13 protein-coding genes are annotated in these 15,960 nt (G+C 51.0%); 5 read left to right on the top strand and 8 right to left on the bottom strand.

Going from position 1 to position 15,960, the window contains the following annotated elements; all coding sequences use genetic code 11:
* Positions 1–3: 3 nt before the first annotated feature.
* Positions 4–1,200, bottom strand: a complete 1,197-nt coding sequence (gene tyrS, locus TK45_RS09850) for a tyrosine--tRNA ligase (protein WP_131258484.1) — start codon at positions 1,198–1,200, stop codon at positions 4–6.
* A gap of 225 nt (positions 1,201–1,425) precedes the next feature.
* Here tyrS and TK45_RS09845 point away from each other — a divergent pair, with 225 nt between their 5' ends.
* The 3 genes from TK45_RS09845 to TK45_RS09835 are packed head-to-tail and all read left to right on the top strand — an operon-like array spanning position 1,426 to position 4,288.
* Positions 1,426–2,727: a peptidoglycan DD-metalloendopeptidase family protein gene (locus TK45_RS09845; RefSeq protein WP_131258483.1), complete on the top strand. Its 1,302-nt coding sequence runs from the start codon at positions 1,426–1,428 to the stop codon at positions 2,725–2,727.
* Positions 2,728–3,819: an anhydro-N-acetylmuramic acid kinase gene (locus tag TK45_RS09840; protein WP_131258482.1), complete on the top strand. Its 1,092-nt coding sequence runs from the start codon at positions 2,728–2,730 to the stop codon at positions 3,817–3,819.
* Positions 3,809–4,288, top strand: a complete 480-nt coding sequence (locus TK45_RS09835) for an Lrp/AsnC family transcriptional regulator (protein ID WP_131258481.1) — start codon at positions 3,809–3,811, stop codon at positions 4,286–4,288. Before TK45_RS09840 ends, TK45_RS09835 begins: the two co-directional genes overlap by 11 nt.
* On the opposite strand, the gene TK45_RS09830 is transcribed toward TK45_RS09835, so the two are convergent.
* Entirely contained in the window at positions 4,289–4,786 is a 498-nt protein-coding gene (locus TK45_RS09830) for a hypothetical protein (RefSeq protein WP_131258480.1), read from the bottom strand. It lies immediately after the preceding gene.
* A 72-nt stretch (positions 4,787–4,858) separates the two neighbouring features.
* Between TK45_RS09830 and yjgA the strand changes: the two genes are divergently transcribed.
* Both yjgA and yegQ read left to right on the top strand, forming a co-directional pair.
* Positions 4,859–5,404: a ribosome biogenesis factor YjgA gene (gene yjgA / locus TK45_RS09825; RefSeq protein ID WP_131258479.1), complete on the top strand. Its 546-nt coding sequence runs from the start codon at positions 4,859–4,861 to the stop codon at positions 5,402–5,404.
* Between the two features lie 101 nt (positions 5,405–5,505).
* A complete protein-coding gene (gene yegQ / locus TK45_RS09820; RefSeq protein WP_131258478.1) occupies positions 5,506–6,867 on the top strand; it encodes a tRNA 5-hydroxyuridine modification protein YegQ in 1,362 nt (453 codons plus the stop codon).
* On the opposite strand, the gene dmeF is transcribed toward yegQ, so the two are convergent.
* Genes dmeF through TK45_RS09790 form a run of 6 tightly spaced genes read right to left on the bottom strand, consistent with a single transcriptional unit; the run spans position 6,864 to position 15,960 of the window.
* Entirely contained in the window at positions 6,864–7,850 is a 987-nt protein-coding gene (dmeF, locus tag TK45_RS09815; RefSeq protein ID WP_131258477.1) for a CDF family Co(II)/Ni(II) efflux transporter DmeF, read from the bottom strand. The genes yegQ and dmeF overlap by 4 nt on opposite strands.
* A gap of 4 nt (positions 7,851–7,854) precedes the next feature.
* Complete coding sequence (gene tldD, locus TK45_RS09810) at positions 7,855–9,297, bottom strand: metalloprotease TldD (RefSeq protein WP_131258476.1); 1,443 nt, start codon at positions 9,295–9,297, stop codon at positions 7,855–7,857.
* Positions 9,284–10,111 carry a carbon-nitrogen hydrolase family protein gene (locus TK45_RS09805; RefSeq protein WP_131258475.1) on the bottom strand — a complete coding sequence of 276 codons (828 nt, stop codon included), beginning with the start codon at positions 10,109–10,111 and terminating at the stop codon, positions 9,284–9,286. The genes tldD and TK45_RS09805 overlap by 14 nt, the downstream gene beginning before the upstream one ends.
* Positions 10,104–13,904 (bottom strand): YhdP family protein, encoded by a 3,801-nt coding sequence (locus TK45_RS09800; protein ID WP_131258474.1) that lies wholly within the window; start codon positions 13,902–13,904, stop codon positions 10,104–10,106. Before TK45_RS09800 ends, TK45_RS09805 begins: the two co-directional genes overlap by 8 nt.
* Positions 13,901–15,367: a ribonuclease G gene (gene rng / locus TK45_RS09795; RefSeq protein ID WP_131258473.1), complete on the bottom strand. Its 1,467-nt coding sequence runs from the start codon at positions 15,365–15,367 to the stop codon at positions 13,901–13,903. The genes TK45_RS09800 and rng overlap by 4 nt, the downstream gene beginning before the upstream one ends.
* On the bottom strand, positions 15,364–15,960 hold the full coding sequence (locus tag TK45_RS09790; protein ID WP_131258472.1) for a nucleoside triphosphate pyrophosphatase: 597 nt from the start codon (positions 15,958–15,960) through the stop codon (positions 15,364–15,366). Before TK45_RS09790 ends, rng begins: the two co-directional genes overlap by 4 nt.

Below are 15,960 nucleotides of genomic sequence, written 5' to 3'. Positions count from 1 at the left end.
GTTTTAGGCCAGTGTCACTCTGGCAAATTTACGTTTGCCCACCTGGAATACCGCAGTGCCTGCGCTGTCGAGCATCAGTTTGGCATCATCGACTTTTTCGCCGTCAATTTTTACCGCGCCCTGCTTGATCATCCGCATGGCTTCAGAGGTTGTCGCGACTAAATCGGCTTCTTTGAGCAGATTCGCAATCATCAAACCTTCTCCAACACTTAGGGTAACCTCCGGCATATCATCCGGAATGGCGTTTTTCTGAAAGCGCTGAATAAAGTCCTGATGGGCAGCCTCAGCCGCGCTCTCGTCATGGAAACGGGCGATTAATTCTTTGGCCAGTTCAATCTTCACATCGCGTGGGTTTTTACCCGCCGCTACGTCCGCCTTTAATACGGCGATATCGTCCACCGGACGGAACGACAATAAATCAAAATAGCGCCACATCAGTTCATCAGAAATCGACATGACTTTGCCGAACATTTCATTAGGGGCGTCGGTGATGCCGATATAGTTACCGAGTGACTTAGACATCTTCTGCACACCGTCGAGGCCCTCGAGCAGCGGCATCATCAGCACGGTTTGAGGACGCTGACCTTCTTCTTTTTGCAGTTCCCGACCCATCAGCAGGTTAAAACGCTGATCGGTACCGCCTAACTCAACGTCAGCTTCCAACGCAACGGAATCCCAGCCCTGCACCAGAGGGTATAAAAATTCATGAATCGCAATGGGCTGACCGCCGTTATAACGCTTTTTGAAATCATCCCGTTCCAGCATACGCGCTACAGTCTGACGTGCTGCGAGCTTGATCATGCCTGCAGCCCCTAATTGTTCCATCCACTCAGAGTTGAAACGAATCGTGGTTTTCGCCGGATCGAGGATCTTAAATACCTGTTCTTTATAGGTCTCGGCGTTAGCCAATACGTCTTCGCGGGTTAATGGCTTGCGGGTAACGTTTTTACCGGTCGGATCGCCAATCATGCCGGTGAAATCACCGATCAGGAAAATCACTTCATGGCCAAGTTGCTGAAACGTGCGCATTTTATTGATAAGCACCGTATGCCCTAAATGCAGGTCCGGCGCGGTTGGATCAAAACCGGCTTTGATTTTAAGCGGTTTGCCACTTTTCAGTTTTTCTGCCAGCTCGTCTTCCAGCAGGATATCTTCTGCGCCACGCTTAATTTCTGCCAGCGCTGTTTGCCAATCAGTCATGTTTCGTTAGTCTCCAAATACTGCCGCGGCATTCTAACGTAAAGCCTTGTTTAAAAACACCGTTTCGCCATATACAGACGCGTATCAGGCTGTACAATTTTTAACCAGACATTTATAACCAATTTTGTCCGCGCATACCTGTTTACCCCTTGTGAACACTGGTAACTGCTTAATTTTCGTTATATTCTGCGCTCAGACTGTTGTATTAAGGTCGGAAGTTCGACGATGTTAAAGAGGCTCTACACTCCCCTGCCAAAGGCGCACAAAATTTCTCTCCTGAGCGTTATCGCAACACTCGGGCTGGTGACGCTGTTACCCTCATCTTCGGTGGAAGCCAGTCGTCATGAACACATCAGCGATCTTGCCATTGGTACCCTTTATCCACTGGAAATAGACTTTTCACGCCTGCCGTCAGAGTCGCTGGAGTTAGAACAACTAGAGCCACAATGGCAAACTGTTACGGTCAAGCGTGGTGATAATCTGGCCAAAATATTTGACCGTTTCGGCCTGACTCCGCAGGATGTATACGCCGTCACCCAAAGTGGTAAACAGGCCGAAAAACTGTTGCGTATGATGCCGGGTGATGAAGTTGCTCTGCAGATCAATGAGCAAGGCCAGTTTGCCGGATTACAATATGCTTACTCGCCGTTGGAAACCTTGCAAATTATTCCCGACGAACAGGGGCAGTTTAAGACCAATATCGACCAGCGCGACGTTGAAACCCGCATTGAATTTGCTTCCGGTGAAATTGACAGCAGCTTCTGGCACGCCGCCAGCAAAGCCGGACTCAATGACAATCAAATAATGAGTCTGGCCAGTATTTTTGGCTGGGATATCGACTTTGCGCTGGAGATTCGCCGCGGCGACAGTTTCAGCGTGATGTATGAAACCCATTATATTGATGGTGAATTCAGCGGCTATGGTGACATTCTCGCTGCGGAGTTCTCCAACCAGGGTGAAACCTTCACTGCCATTCGCTATGAGGATGGCAATTACTACACAGCGGAAGGTCGCAGTATGCGCAAGAGCTTCCTGCGAGCGCCGGTCAACTTCCGCTATATCAGTTCGAACTTCAATCCAAATCGCTTTCACCCGGTACAAAAACGCGTAAAACCTCATAACGGTGTCGATTACGCCGCCGATTTAGGCACGCCGGTTATGTCGGCCGGTGATGGTAAAGTCATCAAGGCGGGCTATGACCGCTATAATGGTAACTTTGTGTTTATTCAGCACGGTGAGCGCTATACCACCAAATATCTGCACTTTAATAAGCGTCCTAAAGTACGAACCGGCGAAACCGTCAAACAGGGTCAAGTGATAGGCTATGTGGGTAAAACCGGTCTGGCAGCGGGTGTGCATCTGCACTACGAATTTCTGGTCGACGGCGTTCACCGCAACCCACGTACCGTCCAATTGCCAAAAGCAAATCCGATCGCCAAAGCTGAACGGGCGAAATTTGAACAACTGGCACAGGACTACCTGCAACAGTTGAACAACAGTAAACGCATCATGCTGGCCATGAACTAAATGAGCTACTTTATCGGCTTGATGTCCGGTACCAGTATGGATGGCATCGATGCCGCGCTGGTCGATTTTAGTCAACCAAGCCAACCTGTTATGCGTGATTTTTTATGTGTGCCCTACAGTGACACACTGAAACGCACCCTGCTTGCACTCAATTTTCCAATGAATAATGAAGTGCATGAGATGGCTACTGCCAGCCGTGAGGTCGCGTTGGCGTTCGCTGATGCGGCAAACCAATTGATACAACGCCATCCTGATTACCAGATTCATGCCATCGGCTCCCATGGTCAAACCATACGCCATGCCCCAAGCGGTCCGCTCGGATACAGCCTGCAACTGGGTGATGCGAATACACTGGCGGTTACCACAGGTATTAATGTCGTCAGTGATTTTCGCAATAAAGATATTGCACTGGGTGGCCAGGGTGCGCCATTGGTGCCTGCCTTTCATGCCAGTGTGTTTGCCCGGTCGGGTAAACGCCGTGGCATTCTTAATATCGGTGGTATCGCCAATATCACCCTACTCACCGACCAAGACACATTAGGTTTTGATACAGGGCCGGGTAATACCCTGATGGATCAGTGGATTGCACTCCATCTTGGGCATGCCTACGACAAGAACGGCGAATGGGCGGCCAGCGGGCGGGTTATCCCGGCACTGCTGAACGCATTACTGCAGCACCCTTTTTTGCAAGAATGCGCACCGAAAAGTACCGGTATCGACCATTTTAGTCTCCACTGGTTGCAGCAACATCTGGGTAAATCAGATGAATATGCAGCTGCAGATGTGCAGGCAACATTACTGCATTTCACTGCCCGCTCCATCGCTGACGCATGCCAATCGTTGGCGCTGGATGATCTGTTCGTCTGTGGGGGTGGTGCCTACAATACGCATCTTATCAATACCCTGCGGGAATTAATGCCTGCGGTGCATATCGATAGCACTGATGTGCTGAATATTCCGGCAAATGCCGTCGAGGCATGCGCTTTTGCCTGGTTGGCCTATGCCTTTGTCAATCAGATCCCCGGCAATTTGCCGGCTGTTACCGGGGCATCACGCCCAGCTATTCTTGGAACACTGACTTATGCCCACTGATCCCCGTCATCGCTCACTGGATCCCACCGACATCGCCATTCTGGCTGCCTTATATGCGGATGCTCGCCTGACCAACAAGGCATTAGCTGAGCAAGTAGGCTTGTCGCCATCTTCATGTCTGGAGCGTGTGCGTCGCCTGCAACAGGATAATATTGTGCAAGGGTGCAGTTTGCATGTGGATTACACCGCCCTGGGTGGACATATTCAGGCGATGATTGCGGTACGTATGGCAAAACAATCCCGGGATGTGTTCGATCGCTTTCAGGACGCCATGTTAGAACAACCTGAAGTACTGGCGATCTTTCATATGGGTGGCGCCAATGACTTTCAGATCCACGTCACAGTGAGCGATACCATGCACCTACGAGACTTTGTATTCAATGGCATCACCGCGCTGGACGATGTCGTGCATGTGGAAACAGCATTAGTTTACGAACACAAAGTAAGTAAACGCTTACCTTCATTCTGATCACTGAATCAGGCCGTCAAATTGCGACGCCTGATTTGGTAACCACTGGCAGCGAAAAACTAACCCACAGCGTGCTTTGGCAAAATCCCGCGGCCACTGCAGACTGCCATCGACCTGAAACAGCGCATCAGCCTCATCAAAATACAGAATTTGCTGGCCGGCTTCCGCATCGGCCAATAATCGCTGCAGGTTGGAATCGGGTTGTTTATGGTATTGGCGCAACCACAGCGGTGTATAGACCCGCATCAGGGTTTTTTCGGTATGCACCGCAATTTCCGACAAGGTAAAAGATAACGCCTGCTCAGCCTGGCAGACCAGACACAAACTGGCATGCTGTCCCTTATTCACCGCTCCGATAAACTGCGCCAGAGATTGCCGGTTGTCTTCGTTCCAGTCTGGCTCGATATCACAGGGCTGAGGTGCCCTGAGTTCACGTAATGCATCGAAGCGACTACGGTGAATTCGGCCAAACTGACGACGCAGATAAGGGTGAGCCATGCTGTTCTCCTTTACTATTTAAAGGAAAATCTAGCACATGAAACACACACGGCGAGGAATATGCCTTACAATATGCCAGTTAATATTGAGGCAGGTATCATGCAAGAAGATTTCGAGTCGTTTGACGACTTTGATGATGATGTAAAAAGTAAATCGCAGATTAAGCGCGAATTCCTCGCACTGCAGGCGCTAGGCGAGAAAATCGTCAACATGGGCGCGCATAGCGACAAGATCCCGCTGGATGATGCATTGCTGGAAGCCATCGAACTGGCGCGCCGCATTAATCGTAAAAAAGACAGCTATCGTCGCCAGATTCAGTATATTGGCAAGTTGTTGCGTAACCGTGACGTGGCACCTATCGAAGAAGCCATCAACAAGATTGAAAATAAACACCAGATTGCCAATCGGCATTTCCATCAGTTAGAGAAATGGCGTGAGCGCATTTTGCGTGATCAGGATGTAGCCATTAATGCCCTGATAGCAGAGCAACCCGAAGCTGATCGTCAGCGCCTGCGCAAATATGTGCGTAACGCACAGAAACAAGCGGAGCTGAATCAGCCACCCACAGCATCACGGGAATTATTCCAGTATCTGCGCGAGCTTTTTCCGCAGGAATAAATCACAAAGGGGCGTAATCGCCCCTTTTTTGCGCCAGCGCAAAGATTGCCTGCATAGCGCTTTTGTATACTCGCGCGTCTTTTTTTGACCCGGGTGCCGTTATGAAAAAACCTGAATTACTCTCGCCGGCAGGCAGCTTGAAAAACATGCATTACGCGTTCGCCTATGGCGCCGATGCCGTTTATGCCGGACAACCACGCTACTCACTGCGGGTACGCAACAACGAGTTTAATTTGGCGCGTCTGGGTGAGGGCATCGCGCAAGCTCATGCCCTCAATAAAAAGCTCTATGTGGTTTCCAATATCTCACCGCATAACAGCAAAATTAACACCTATTTACGTGATATTGAGCCGGTTATCAGCATGAAGCCAGACGCCCTGATCATGTCTGATCCCGGCTTAATTATGCTGGTGCGGGAGCGTTTTCCCGAGCAGACGGTTCACCTGTCGGTACAAGCCAATGCGGTTAACTATGCGGCGGTACTATTTTGGGCCCGTCAGGGAATTAAACGCGTGATTCTGTCCCGTGAATTGGGGCTGGATGAAATTGCGGAAATTCGCCAGCGATGTCCGGACACGGAATTGGAAGTGTTTGTCCATGGCGCACTATGCATGGCCTATTCCGGGCGATGCTTGTTGTCCGGCTATATCAATAAACGCGATCCTAATCAGGGTGCCTGTACCAATGCCTGTCGCTGGCAATATGGGGTAAATCCCGCCTCCGAAGATGCTGCCACCGGCAATATTGTGAGTTGTTGCGATAAACAACCGACACTGGGAATCGGTCAGCCCACCGATGAGGTGTTTGAGTTAATCGACCCTATGCGACCTGACGAGCCTATGTCCGCTTTCGAAGACGAGCATGGTACCTATATTATGAATAGCCGGGATCTACGTGCCATTCAGCATGTACAGAAATTGGCTGAGATCGGCGTGGACTCGTTAAAAATCGAGGGTCGCACTAAGTCTTTCTATTACTGCGCACGCACCGCGCAGGTCTATCGCCGCGCCATTGAGGACGCTTTGGCTGGCAGGGCATTTGATCCTGATTGTCTGGTTGAATTGGATAAGCTGGCCAACCGCGGTTACACAGAAGGTTTCCTGCGCCGCCATACCCATGATATGTACCAAAACTATGATCAGGGCGCGTCTGTGTCTGAGTTGCAACAACTGGTTGGAGAAGTCATTGCACAGGATGGTCAGTGGCTCACCATTGAGGTTAAGAATCGCTTTGCTATCGGCCATTCACTTGAGCTGATGACGCCCAACGGCAATCATCATTTTACGCTGGAAAACCTGCATAATCTGCAAGGTGAGAGTATTGATGTCGCGCCAGGTTCCGGCCATACCGTTAAACTGGCGTTACCTTTTGAGCTGGATGCCAACAAAGGGATCTTGCTGCGTAACCTGCAACAGGGCGAAACCACCCGCTCTATTCAGACGTTGGAATTGCCTGCCGTTTAAGTGCGGCAGGCATGGTCATGACAACGGTTAATTTCGATGGTGATGTGATCTAATTCCCGTACCTCGGCTAACAACGCCCGGTAGTGTTCTACCGGCTTAGGCTCGTGGGTCACGATAGACACAACACCTGCAAAGTGTTCACTGCTGACCCGCCAGATATGCAAATCCGCAATCTGGTTGTCACTGTCATTTTCAATCTGCGCGCGAATGCGCGCTAAAGTGGATTGATCAATGCTGGCATCCAGCAGCGTGGGCGCGGTATTTTTCACCAGTCCAAACGCCCATTTGGCAATTATCAGCGCGCCCACAATCCCCATGGCTGGATCCAGCCAGTTGAGGCCATAGAATTTACCCGCCAGCAAAGCGCCAATCGCCAGCAGCGACGTCAACGCATCCGCGAGGACATGCATGTAGGCGGCATGCAAATTATGATCTTTCACCCCAGTGTGATGATGTGCATGCGAATGGTCGTGGTCGTGGTCGTGGTCGTGGTCGTGGTCGTGGTCGTGGTCGTGGTCATGATGGTGATGATGATCTTTGAGGATCAAGGCACTGGCCAGATTAATCAGCAGCCCAATCACCGCCACAAGCAACGCCTGATCAAAACCAATCGGTTGGCTATCGAAAAAGCGCATCACCGACTCCACCAGCATCACCAATGCCACCACTCCAAGGGCAACCGCACTGGCGAAACCGGCCAGCACATTCACCTTGCCGGTACCAAAGGAATAATGTGGATTATCTTTGTGTTGCCGGGCAAACCGATAGGCGTACAAGGTAATCATAAATGCCGCCACATGGGTACCCATATGCCAACCATCGGCCAGCAATGCCATGGAGCCATACACCGTACCGGCGATAATCTCGGCAACCATAGTGATCAGGGTTAACCACAGAACCCATTTGGTGCGGGTTTCACCCTGGCGGTTGTCGTTTAAAAAGTCGTGGGACTGCTGCCAACGGCGCATATCATGAGAATGCATGGAATTACGCCGTGCCCCCTACGGTCAGTTCATCTACTTTCAGGGTCGGTTGACCCACACCCACCGGCACACTCTGTCCGTCCTTGCCACACACCCCCACACCGCGATCCAGTGCCAAATCGTTGCCGATCATGGAGATACCCTTCATGACCTGCGGACCGTTACCAATTAACGTGGCACCTTTAACAGGTGTGGTAATTTTACCGTTTTCGATCAGGTAGGCTTCTGACGTGCTAAAGACAAACTTGCCAGAGGTAATATCTACCTGACCACCACCGAAATTCGGTGCATAAATGCCTTTTTTGACACTGGCGATTATCTCGTCAGACGCATAGTTACCGGCCAGCATATAGGTGTTGGTCATACGCGGCATAGGCAAATGGGCAAATGATTCACGACGGCCATTGCCGGTAGGATTCACCCCCATCAGACGGGCATTGAGTTTATCCTGCATATAGTTTTTCAGGATGCCATCTTCTATCAGCACATTGTATTGAGTCGTGGTGCCTTCATCATCGATACTCAATGATCCGCGGCGATTTACCAGTGTCCCGTCATCAACCACGGTGACGCCTTTGGCGGCCACCTGCTGGCCTATTTTACCACTGAAGTTTGACGCACCTTTACGATTGAAATCGCCCTCCAGGCCATGGCCCACCGCTTCATGCAATAACACACCAGGCCAGCCTGCCCCCAATACGACAGGCATAACACCTGCTGGGGCATCCACTGCCTGCATGTTAATCCGCGCCATATGAATCGCCTCGTCAGCCAGTTTCTGAAAGCGCGGCACACCATCTTCCAGTTCATAAAACTCGCTATACGCATAGCGACCACCCATGCCAGAGTTGCCCCGCTCGCGACGACCATTTTGCTCCAGTAACAGGGTACAGTTAAGGCGAACCAGAGGACGAATATCGGTAGCATATGTACCATCTGTGGCGCACACCAGCACCTCTTCAAATACCCCTGATAAGCTCACAATAACCTGCGAAGCCTCCGGCGCCTGACTACGCACATAGCTATCCACCGAACGCAGCAACGCGACCTTCGCTTCATCGCCCAGACCAAGCAGCGGATTATCACTGGCATATAGAGCTTTAGGCTGCGGTTTACGGTCAAATACCTGCACCTGCCCCTGCTGCCCCAGGGCAGCAATATTACGTGCCGCTTTCGCGGCATCGAACAGTGCGCTGGCAGAAAGGGAGTCAGAATAGGCAAAACCGGTCTTTTCACCGCTTATTGCGCGCACGCCGACGCCTTTTTCAATGTTAAAGCTACCTTCTTTGATAATACCGTCTTCCAGTACCCAGCTTTCGTGCTGACTGGCCTGGAAATACAAATCAGCGAAGTCCGTCTGATGCTGATAAATCAATCCCAGTGCGTCGCTCAGATGTTGTTGATTAATATCGGCGGCATCAAGTAATGCCTGTTCAACGTGGTTCAACGAAAGTACTCCTGAAACAATTGTGTTGCCCAACCGGCATCCGTTGGCGGATATCTGCCAGCAAGGCGTAATCTATTTTAGTCCCGACCAGACCTGTTGCCGCTGGCAATTCCACCAACACCTCTCCCCATGGGGAAATAACACTGGAATGACCATAGGTTTGCCGGCCATTGGCATGAATACCCGTCTGGTTGGCAGCTGCCACATAACACTGTAGTTCAATGGCGCGGGCGCGAAGCAATGGCAGCCAATGTGCCTGGCCGGTCACCGCAGTAAATGCGGCGGGTAACACCAGCACATCAATCTCGCCCATCGCCTGAAACAGACCAGCAAAGCGCAGGTCATAGCAAATGGCCACACCGACCCGACCAAACGGTGAATCAAAACAGACGATCTTATTGCCTGGCTGGGTGCTGGCTGACTCGGCATAGCGGCCAGTATTGTCGGCTACCTGCACATCAAATAAATGAATTTTTTGGTAGTCGGCGATCAGCTCACCCTGATCATTAAACACCAGACAGCTGGCGCTAAAGCGATGGTCAAAGGAATTGCGGGTTGGAAATGAGCCCGCCACAATCCAGACGCCAAAGGTTTTGGCCAATTGCGCCAGTCGCTGCTGAACCGGGCCGTTGCCAATCGTTTCGGCGATATTGGCCTGGGCATTATCTCCACCACCAAAGCAGGCAAAGCATTCCGGCAACACCACCATGGTTGGCTCGGTTACTGTCAATCCCGCCAACTGGCTTTCTACAAAGGCCAGATTGCTTTCCACATCCGGGCAGGATGTCATCTGCAATACCATCAGGTTAGCCATCCTGATTCACTCCGCTGTCAGTGGCAGGAATAGGCTGCGTCGGCTTGGGCTGCGCTTTAGCAGGGATTTGAATGTTTTTGCTGTCACGCTTCAACTCAGTCAGCACCGGCTCAGAAATACTACCTGTCAGGCTGTAGTCTATGGACGAGATAACTTCGGCTGAGTCAATCATCTGATTAATCGCCAGCGCGGCAACTGCTGTGGCCGGGTTAACCATCCAGGCCACAATCACAGGCAAGCTCGACGTCACCTTTGGTCGAAATGAAATACGGTAATTCAGTGCCTGATCATTGAGATCGGTATAGCCAGTTAAACTAATTTCACCCGCGCCGCCATCCACCCGCGTATTGTCCGTGGAGACGGTACCATTGTTTGCCAGGAAGGTACCGGTCATTTTTTCGTAGAAGAAACCCTTGGCAAATACGTCGCGGAAATCCAGCTTGAGTTTGCGCACCAGCGATTCCAGGCTCAGAATTGAAAACAGTCGGGCACCACGATCGCTTACTTCTGCCAGATAGCCATCACCCAGTTTCCAATCCACACTGCCATTGAGACTGGCAAAATTAAACTCATGGGGCGCCTGCTGCCAGTTCAACGCAAAATTCATGTTGGCATCCGAGTCGCGAATACCAGAGTTGACCTCATATTGAGCGAGGAAAGCACCAAAATCTTTAGAATAAAAGTGACCTTCCAGCTCGGTCTGCTCTTCTCCGTCGCGCAAAAACCAACGTCCACTGGCTGTCAGTCGCGCTTTAGCCTGTTGAACATCCAGCTTCTCAATACGCATTCCCTGCTCAGCGCGGGACAGTGTCAGTTGAATCTGGCCAAGATCATTGTCCGCATAGATGCAGCGCTCACAAACAATCTGCATCGGCGGAACTTTGCTGATATCAATTTTACTGGGTGTCTGCTCGCCACCTTCCCACGCTGACAGATTCAGATAGTCGGCATTAATTTTTAAGCCCTGCTCCAGCCAGTTGTGGAACAACTGCACATTAGCAATGGCTTCACGAGCGCGAACATCCACGTTCCAGGCCTGCTCCTGCCATTTTACCGTGGAAGCAACGTCATGCAGACGCTGACCCGCAAATTGCAATTCACTGACATTCACAAATATTCGCTGGGGTACGCCAATAAACGACTCACCTTCACTTTGCGGTGCCTGATCGATAAGCGGGTATAAGCTGTTAAACCAGGCCTGTACATCCATACTGGCCAAATTGGCAGAAATGCTGAATCCGGCACCCAGCGTGACAACATCGCTGCGACCAATCGATAAATGCGCGCGGGATAAACGTGCCTCAGCATGAGGTAATACCCCTTCAAAATGGACATCTTCACCAAGTTGCAGTGTGAGTTGTGACGCCTGTTGATCGCCGTTTACTCGTGCAACCAGCTTTTGTGCGCTGGCATCTGCCAAATCAAACGGTGCCGGCATCGCTGACGTCGCCGAGGATAAATCTGCTAGCAATGAAAATTGGTAGCTGAACCCCTCATCAGGGATCAGCAGATTAAAGGTGGCCTTACCGCTGGCCGAGCCACCAAGTTGGCTTGCCAGACCCGGATAACGGTTTGTGAGTAAGCGGGTCAGGTCCCAATTGGCGTCAATTGATGCGTCAGCATGATAGCCATCGGCTGCGCTGAAGGTCTTTAAATCAATGACAATCGGCTCACCAAATAAATTCGCTTTCAGATCAGTAGCTTGCACCACATCATTGCGAAAACGAATAGAACCCACGGCCTCTGTTAAGGTTACTGACAGTGGCTGCAGGCCAATAGGGGTGTTATCCAGACTCACTTCACCACTGGCCACTACCTCACTGTCGTCGGCAAAGGGAATGGTAAGGTGCAAACGTGTTGATACATCGCCACTCAGCTGAATCTGGGTCAGCGTCGCCCCAACACTGTCCGCCAACGGCGAAGCCTGCATCAAGCTGGTTACATTACGTGCATCGGTACGGGTATCCGCTTCGATGGTTAACACCCCATCACTGCTTAAATCAGGAATGTCAGCCTGCAGACTGGTCATCGCCACCTGCATCAGATTGCCCTTATTGGCACGCATCAGCAGAGCGGCATTTTCAAACAGTAAATTCATGTCCAGTTGAGTTAACGCTGGCCAATCAGCATCAAACAAAAACTCACTGTCTTTAACCGCTACCGACGACTGAAAAATGCCTTGTCCCTGAGCAAACGGATAGTCTGACGGGCGTCCGAACCAAAGCAACTTGCTACTGGTGATGTCGCCACTCACCAACGCCCGGTTCAGATAATCGACCGTATGCTGCCCCATCAATTGCCCGGGGAATAATTGACGGGCATTGAGCACATTGTGTGGCTGTAGATCGGCACTTATCTGCAGTAAACCATCGGGTTGCCACGAAGCCTGCGCATGCAGTTGCAACAGTGAGGAATCAACCGAAAGCTGCGAGGGAAGAATCCGCAAGCCATCGGCCTGCCTTTGCAACCAAAGGTCAGCCAAGACCTGCTCATAGGTGAGGTCATGCCCGAATAATTGTTGTGTCTTTAACTGGCCCTGCTGACCCTCGATAATGATATGACCGAGGCCATGTTGCCAGGCTATCTGCGCAGTTAATTGTTCGCCGCCGGGAATGGGATGCCACTCGTTAACCTGTAAATCGGCCACACTGGCGAACAAGGCAGGACCTTCAGCATCGAATTGCAGCGATATTTCGGTAATGTTGCCGTTCGGGTCCAGTTGGGTCAGTAATTCTCCGTTGGCACCGGCCAGGCCTAACAAGGGGATCAGTGGTTTAATCGCAATATCATTAGCATGCAGTGTGACGCGTCCCTGAGTGTCGATACGCCCGGTAGCCTGGATGACACCAGCCCCATAATTGTCACTGTGATATTGCAGATTGCTTAAGTTGAGCAACCAACCAGTATCGAATCGCTTCGCGATAAATTCACCAGTTTCAACTGCCAGGGTGCTTTGCATTTGTCCCTGCCAGCTGATTTCACCCGGCAACCATTTAACCAGCACGTCTTGCACTTTTGACTGTTGTACTTCTGCCCACACTTGCAGATTCACATCTGACTGGGCCAACTCAACAGTATCGGGTGCCAGTTGTTGTAGCCAGGGAGCCACGTTTATATTGCGCCCATCGACAAACAACGTACCGCTCAGATCGGCGGGCTGTCCGTGAAGATCCAAAATAAAACTGGCGCTGCTGTCAGAAAGCTGGTCAAGACTAAACTGCCCCACGCCCTGGTGGCGTTCCCCCTGATTCAGCCAGCTCAATTGTCCGATAGAAATCGTGCGGGAATGGTTGTTGCCAATCAGCTGAACCTGACCATTAACAACAGAAAAATTCTTCAGTTGCTGTAGAAACAAATCCTGTAACGCACTGGGATAGCTCAATTCGCTGTCATCACTGGATGGTCTGTCAGTCAGCAATTCTACCTGCATGTCATGCAGACTAAAGCGTGTTGAAACGAATCGGGCACTGCGCAAGCTAGCCCAAAAATCCATATCAATATAAGTACGCCCGACGGTGACTTTTACCGGTCCCTGTTGTTGCGTGGCCAGCGACAGATTACGAATGATTAACGCAGGACCATTTGCCTGCCAGCCAGCATCAATGCCGCCAATATGCACATCGGTACCCACCTGAGCAGATAACCAATTCTCGATATGGCTCCGCTGGCTATCCGCGTAGGGCAGTCCATAACGTAAGAAAGACATGAACAAAGCGAACAGCACCAGTACAACTGCGCTGAATACCCATAGCTTTCTTAACAGGTACGCAAAAATGCGCCCGGCCTTATTCACATCATCACCACGTCAAATTTATCCTGACTGTACATTGCTTCTGGCTGGATTTTTATTTGCTTACCCACAAAAACCTCCAGCTCAGCCAGCATATGGCTTTCTTCGCCAATCAGGGCATCAGCCACATTGGGTGCTGCATAAACTACAAATTTATCTGCATCATAGGCACGGTTAACCCGCACAATTTCACGCATAATCTCGAAACAGACGGTCTCCACCGTTTTGATAGACCCCCGCCCCTTACATACTGGACACTCGCCACACAGGATATGTTCCAAACTTTCGCGTGTTCTTTTGCGGGTCACTTCCACCAGACCCAACGACGTAAAGCCATGAATACTGGTTTTGGCGCGATCTTTTTGCAGTGCCTGCTCGAGACTGTGCAGCACGCGACGCTTGTGGTTTTCATCCTGCATATCGATGAAATCGATGATGATGATGCCGCCCAGGTTGCGTAACCTCAGCTGTCTGGCGATCGCCTGGGTAGCCTCGGAATTCGTGTTAAAGATGGTTTCTTCCAGATTACGGTGGCCGACAAACGCGCCGGTATTGATATCGATGGTGGTCATGGCTTCGGTTTGATCAATGATCAGGTAGCCGCCAGACTTTAAATCTACCCGCCGTTCCAGTGCGCGCTGGGCCTCATTTTCCACATCATACAAATCAAAGATGGGTCGATCGCCCTGATAATGCTCAAGCAATGGATTCAGTTCCGGCACATAATCACTGGTGAATTGTCTTAATTCAGACAGGGCCAATTTGGCATCCACCCGGATTCTATCCAGTTTAGTGCCGACAAAGTCACGCAACACGCGGCGAGCGAGGGTCAGATCTTCGTATAAAACGCGGGACTTTTTCTTCTTAATACGTGACTGAATCTTATTCCACAGGCGACGCAAAAACTCCGCATCCTGATGCAGCTCCGCTTCGCCGACACCCTCTGCCGCCGTGCGTAAAATAAAGCCACCCTCGCCAGGATCCAGCTGTTCTACCAGCGCTTTGAGTCGCTCGCGTTCCTGTTCATCCTCAATACGTTGGGATACACCAACATGACTGACGGATGGCATAAACACCAGATAACGGCTGGGAATCGTGATATCTGTGGTCAGTCGCGCCCCTTTGGTGCCGATGGGATCTTTGACCACCTGCACGATCACTTCCTGTCCGTCTCTGACCAGCGTTTTAATATCTTGCTTGGGTAACTGGCTAACCGGCACTTCTTCCTGCACCTCATGGTGCGGGACGATATCTGAGGCATGCAGAAACGCTGCACGGTCCAAACCAATATCCACAAACGCGGCTTGCATACCCGGTAACACCCGGCTGACCTTACCCACATAAATATTGCCAACCAAACCGCGTTTGGTGTGACGTTCAATATGAAGTTCCTGCAAGATACCATTTTCAATCAACGCCACCCGCGACTCGGATGGTGTGACATTGATCAGTAATTCAGCACTCATTTGTCTGCCCCACGGAGTAATATACCGGCACCACGCAGCATGGCTGCAGTTTCGAACAATGGCAGGCCCATCACAGCTGTATAACTGCCGCTGATATGCTCAACAAATTGCCCCCCTAAGCCTTGAATGGCATAGCCACCCGCTTTACCCAAGGGTTCACCGCTTTGCCAATAATGATGCATTTCAGCGTCGCTAATCACCCGAAAACGTACATCAGTCGCGACACAGGCACTGACTATCTTGCCTGCGTTGTATAGCGCAATGCCGCTGTACACCTGGTGCACGCGCCCACTCAATAAGCTCAGCATGCGGCACATATCGGCCTCATCTTCAGGCTTTTCGAAGATGTGCTCATCGACCGCAACGGTCGTGTCTGAGCCCAATACCACGCGGCTGTCGCACAACTGTGGATGCATCAATGCACAAGCCTGGGCTTTTTGCTCGGCCAGACGGGTTACATAGGCCTGAGCGGATTCACCATCCAAACGGGTTTCATCAATATCCGCCGGATACTGCAAAAAATCGATACCCAGCCAGTTGAGGATCTCAGCACGACGCGGAGACTGTGAGGCGAGAATAATTTGCTGCTGCAT

It is taken from the genome of Bowmanella sp. JS7-9 (assembly GCF_004329715.1).
In the GTDB taxonomy this organism is placed as follows: domain Bacteria; phylum Pseudomonadota; class Gammaproteobacteria; order Enterobacterales; family Alteromonadaceae; genus Pseudobowmanella; species Pseudobowmanella zhangzhouensis.
This window is presented reverse-complemented; position numbering and strand designations above follow the sequence as displayed.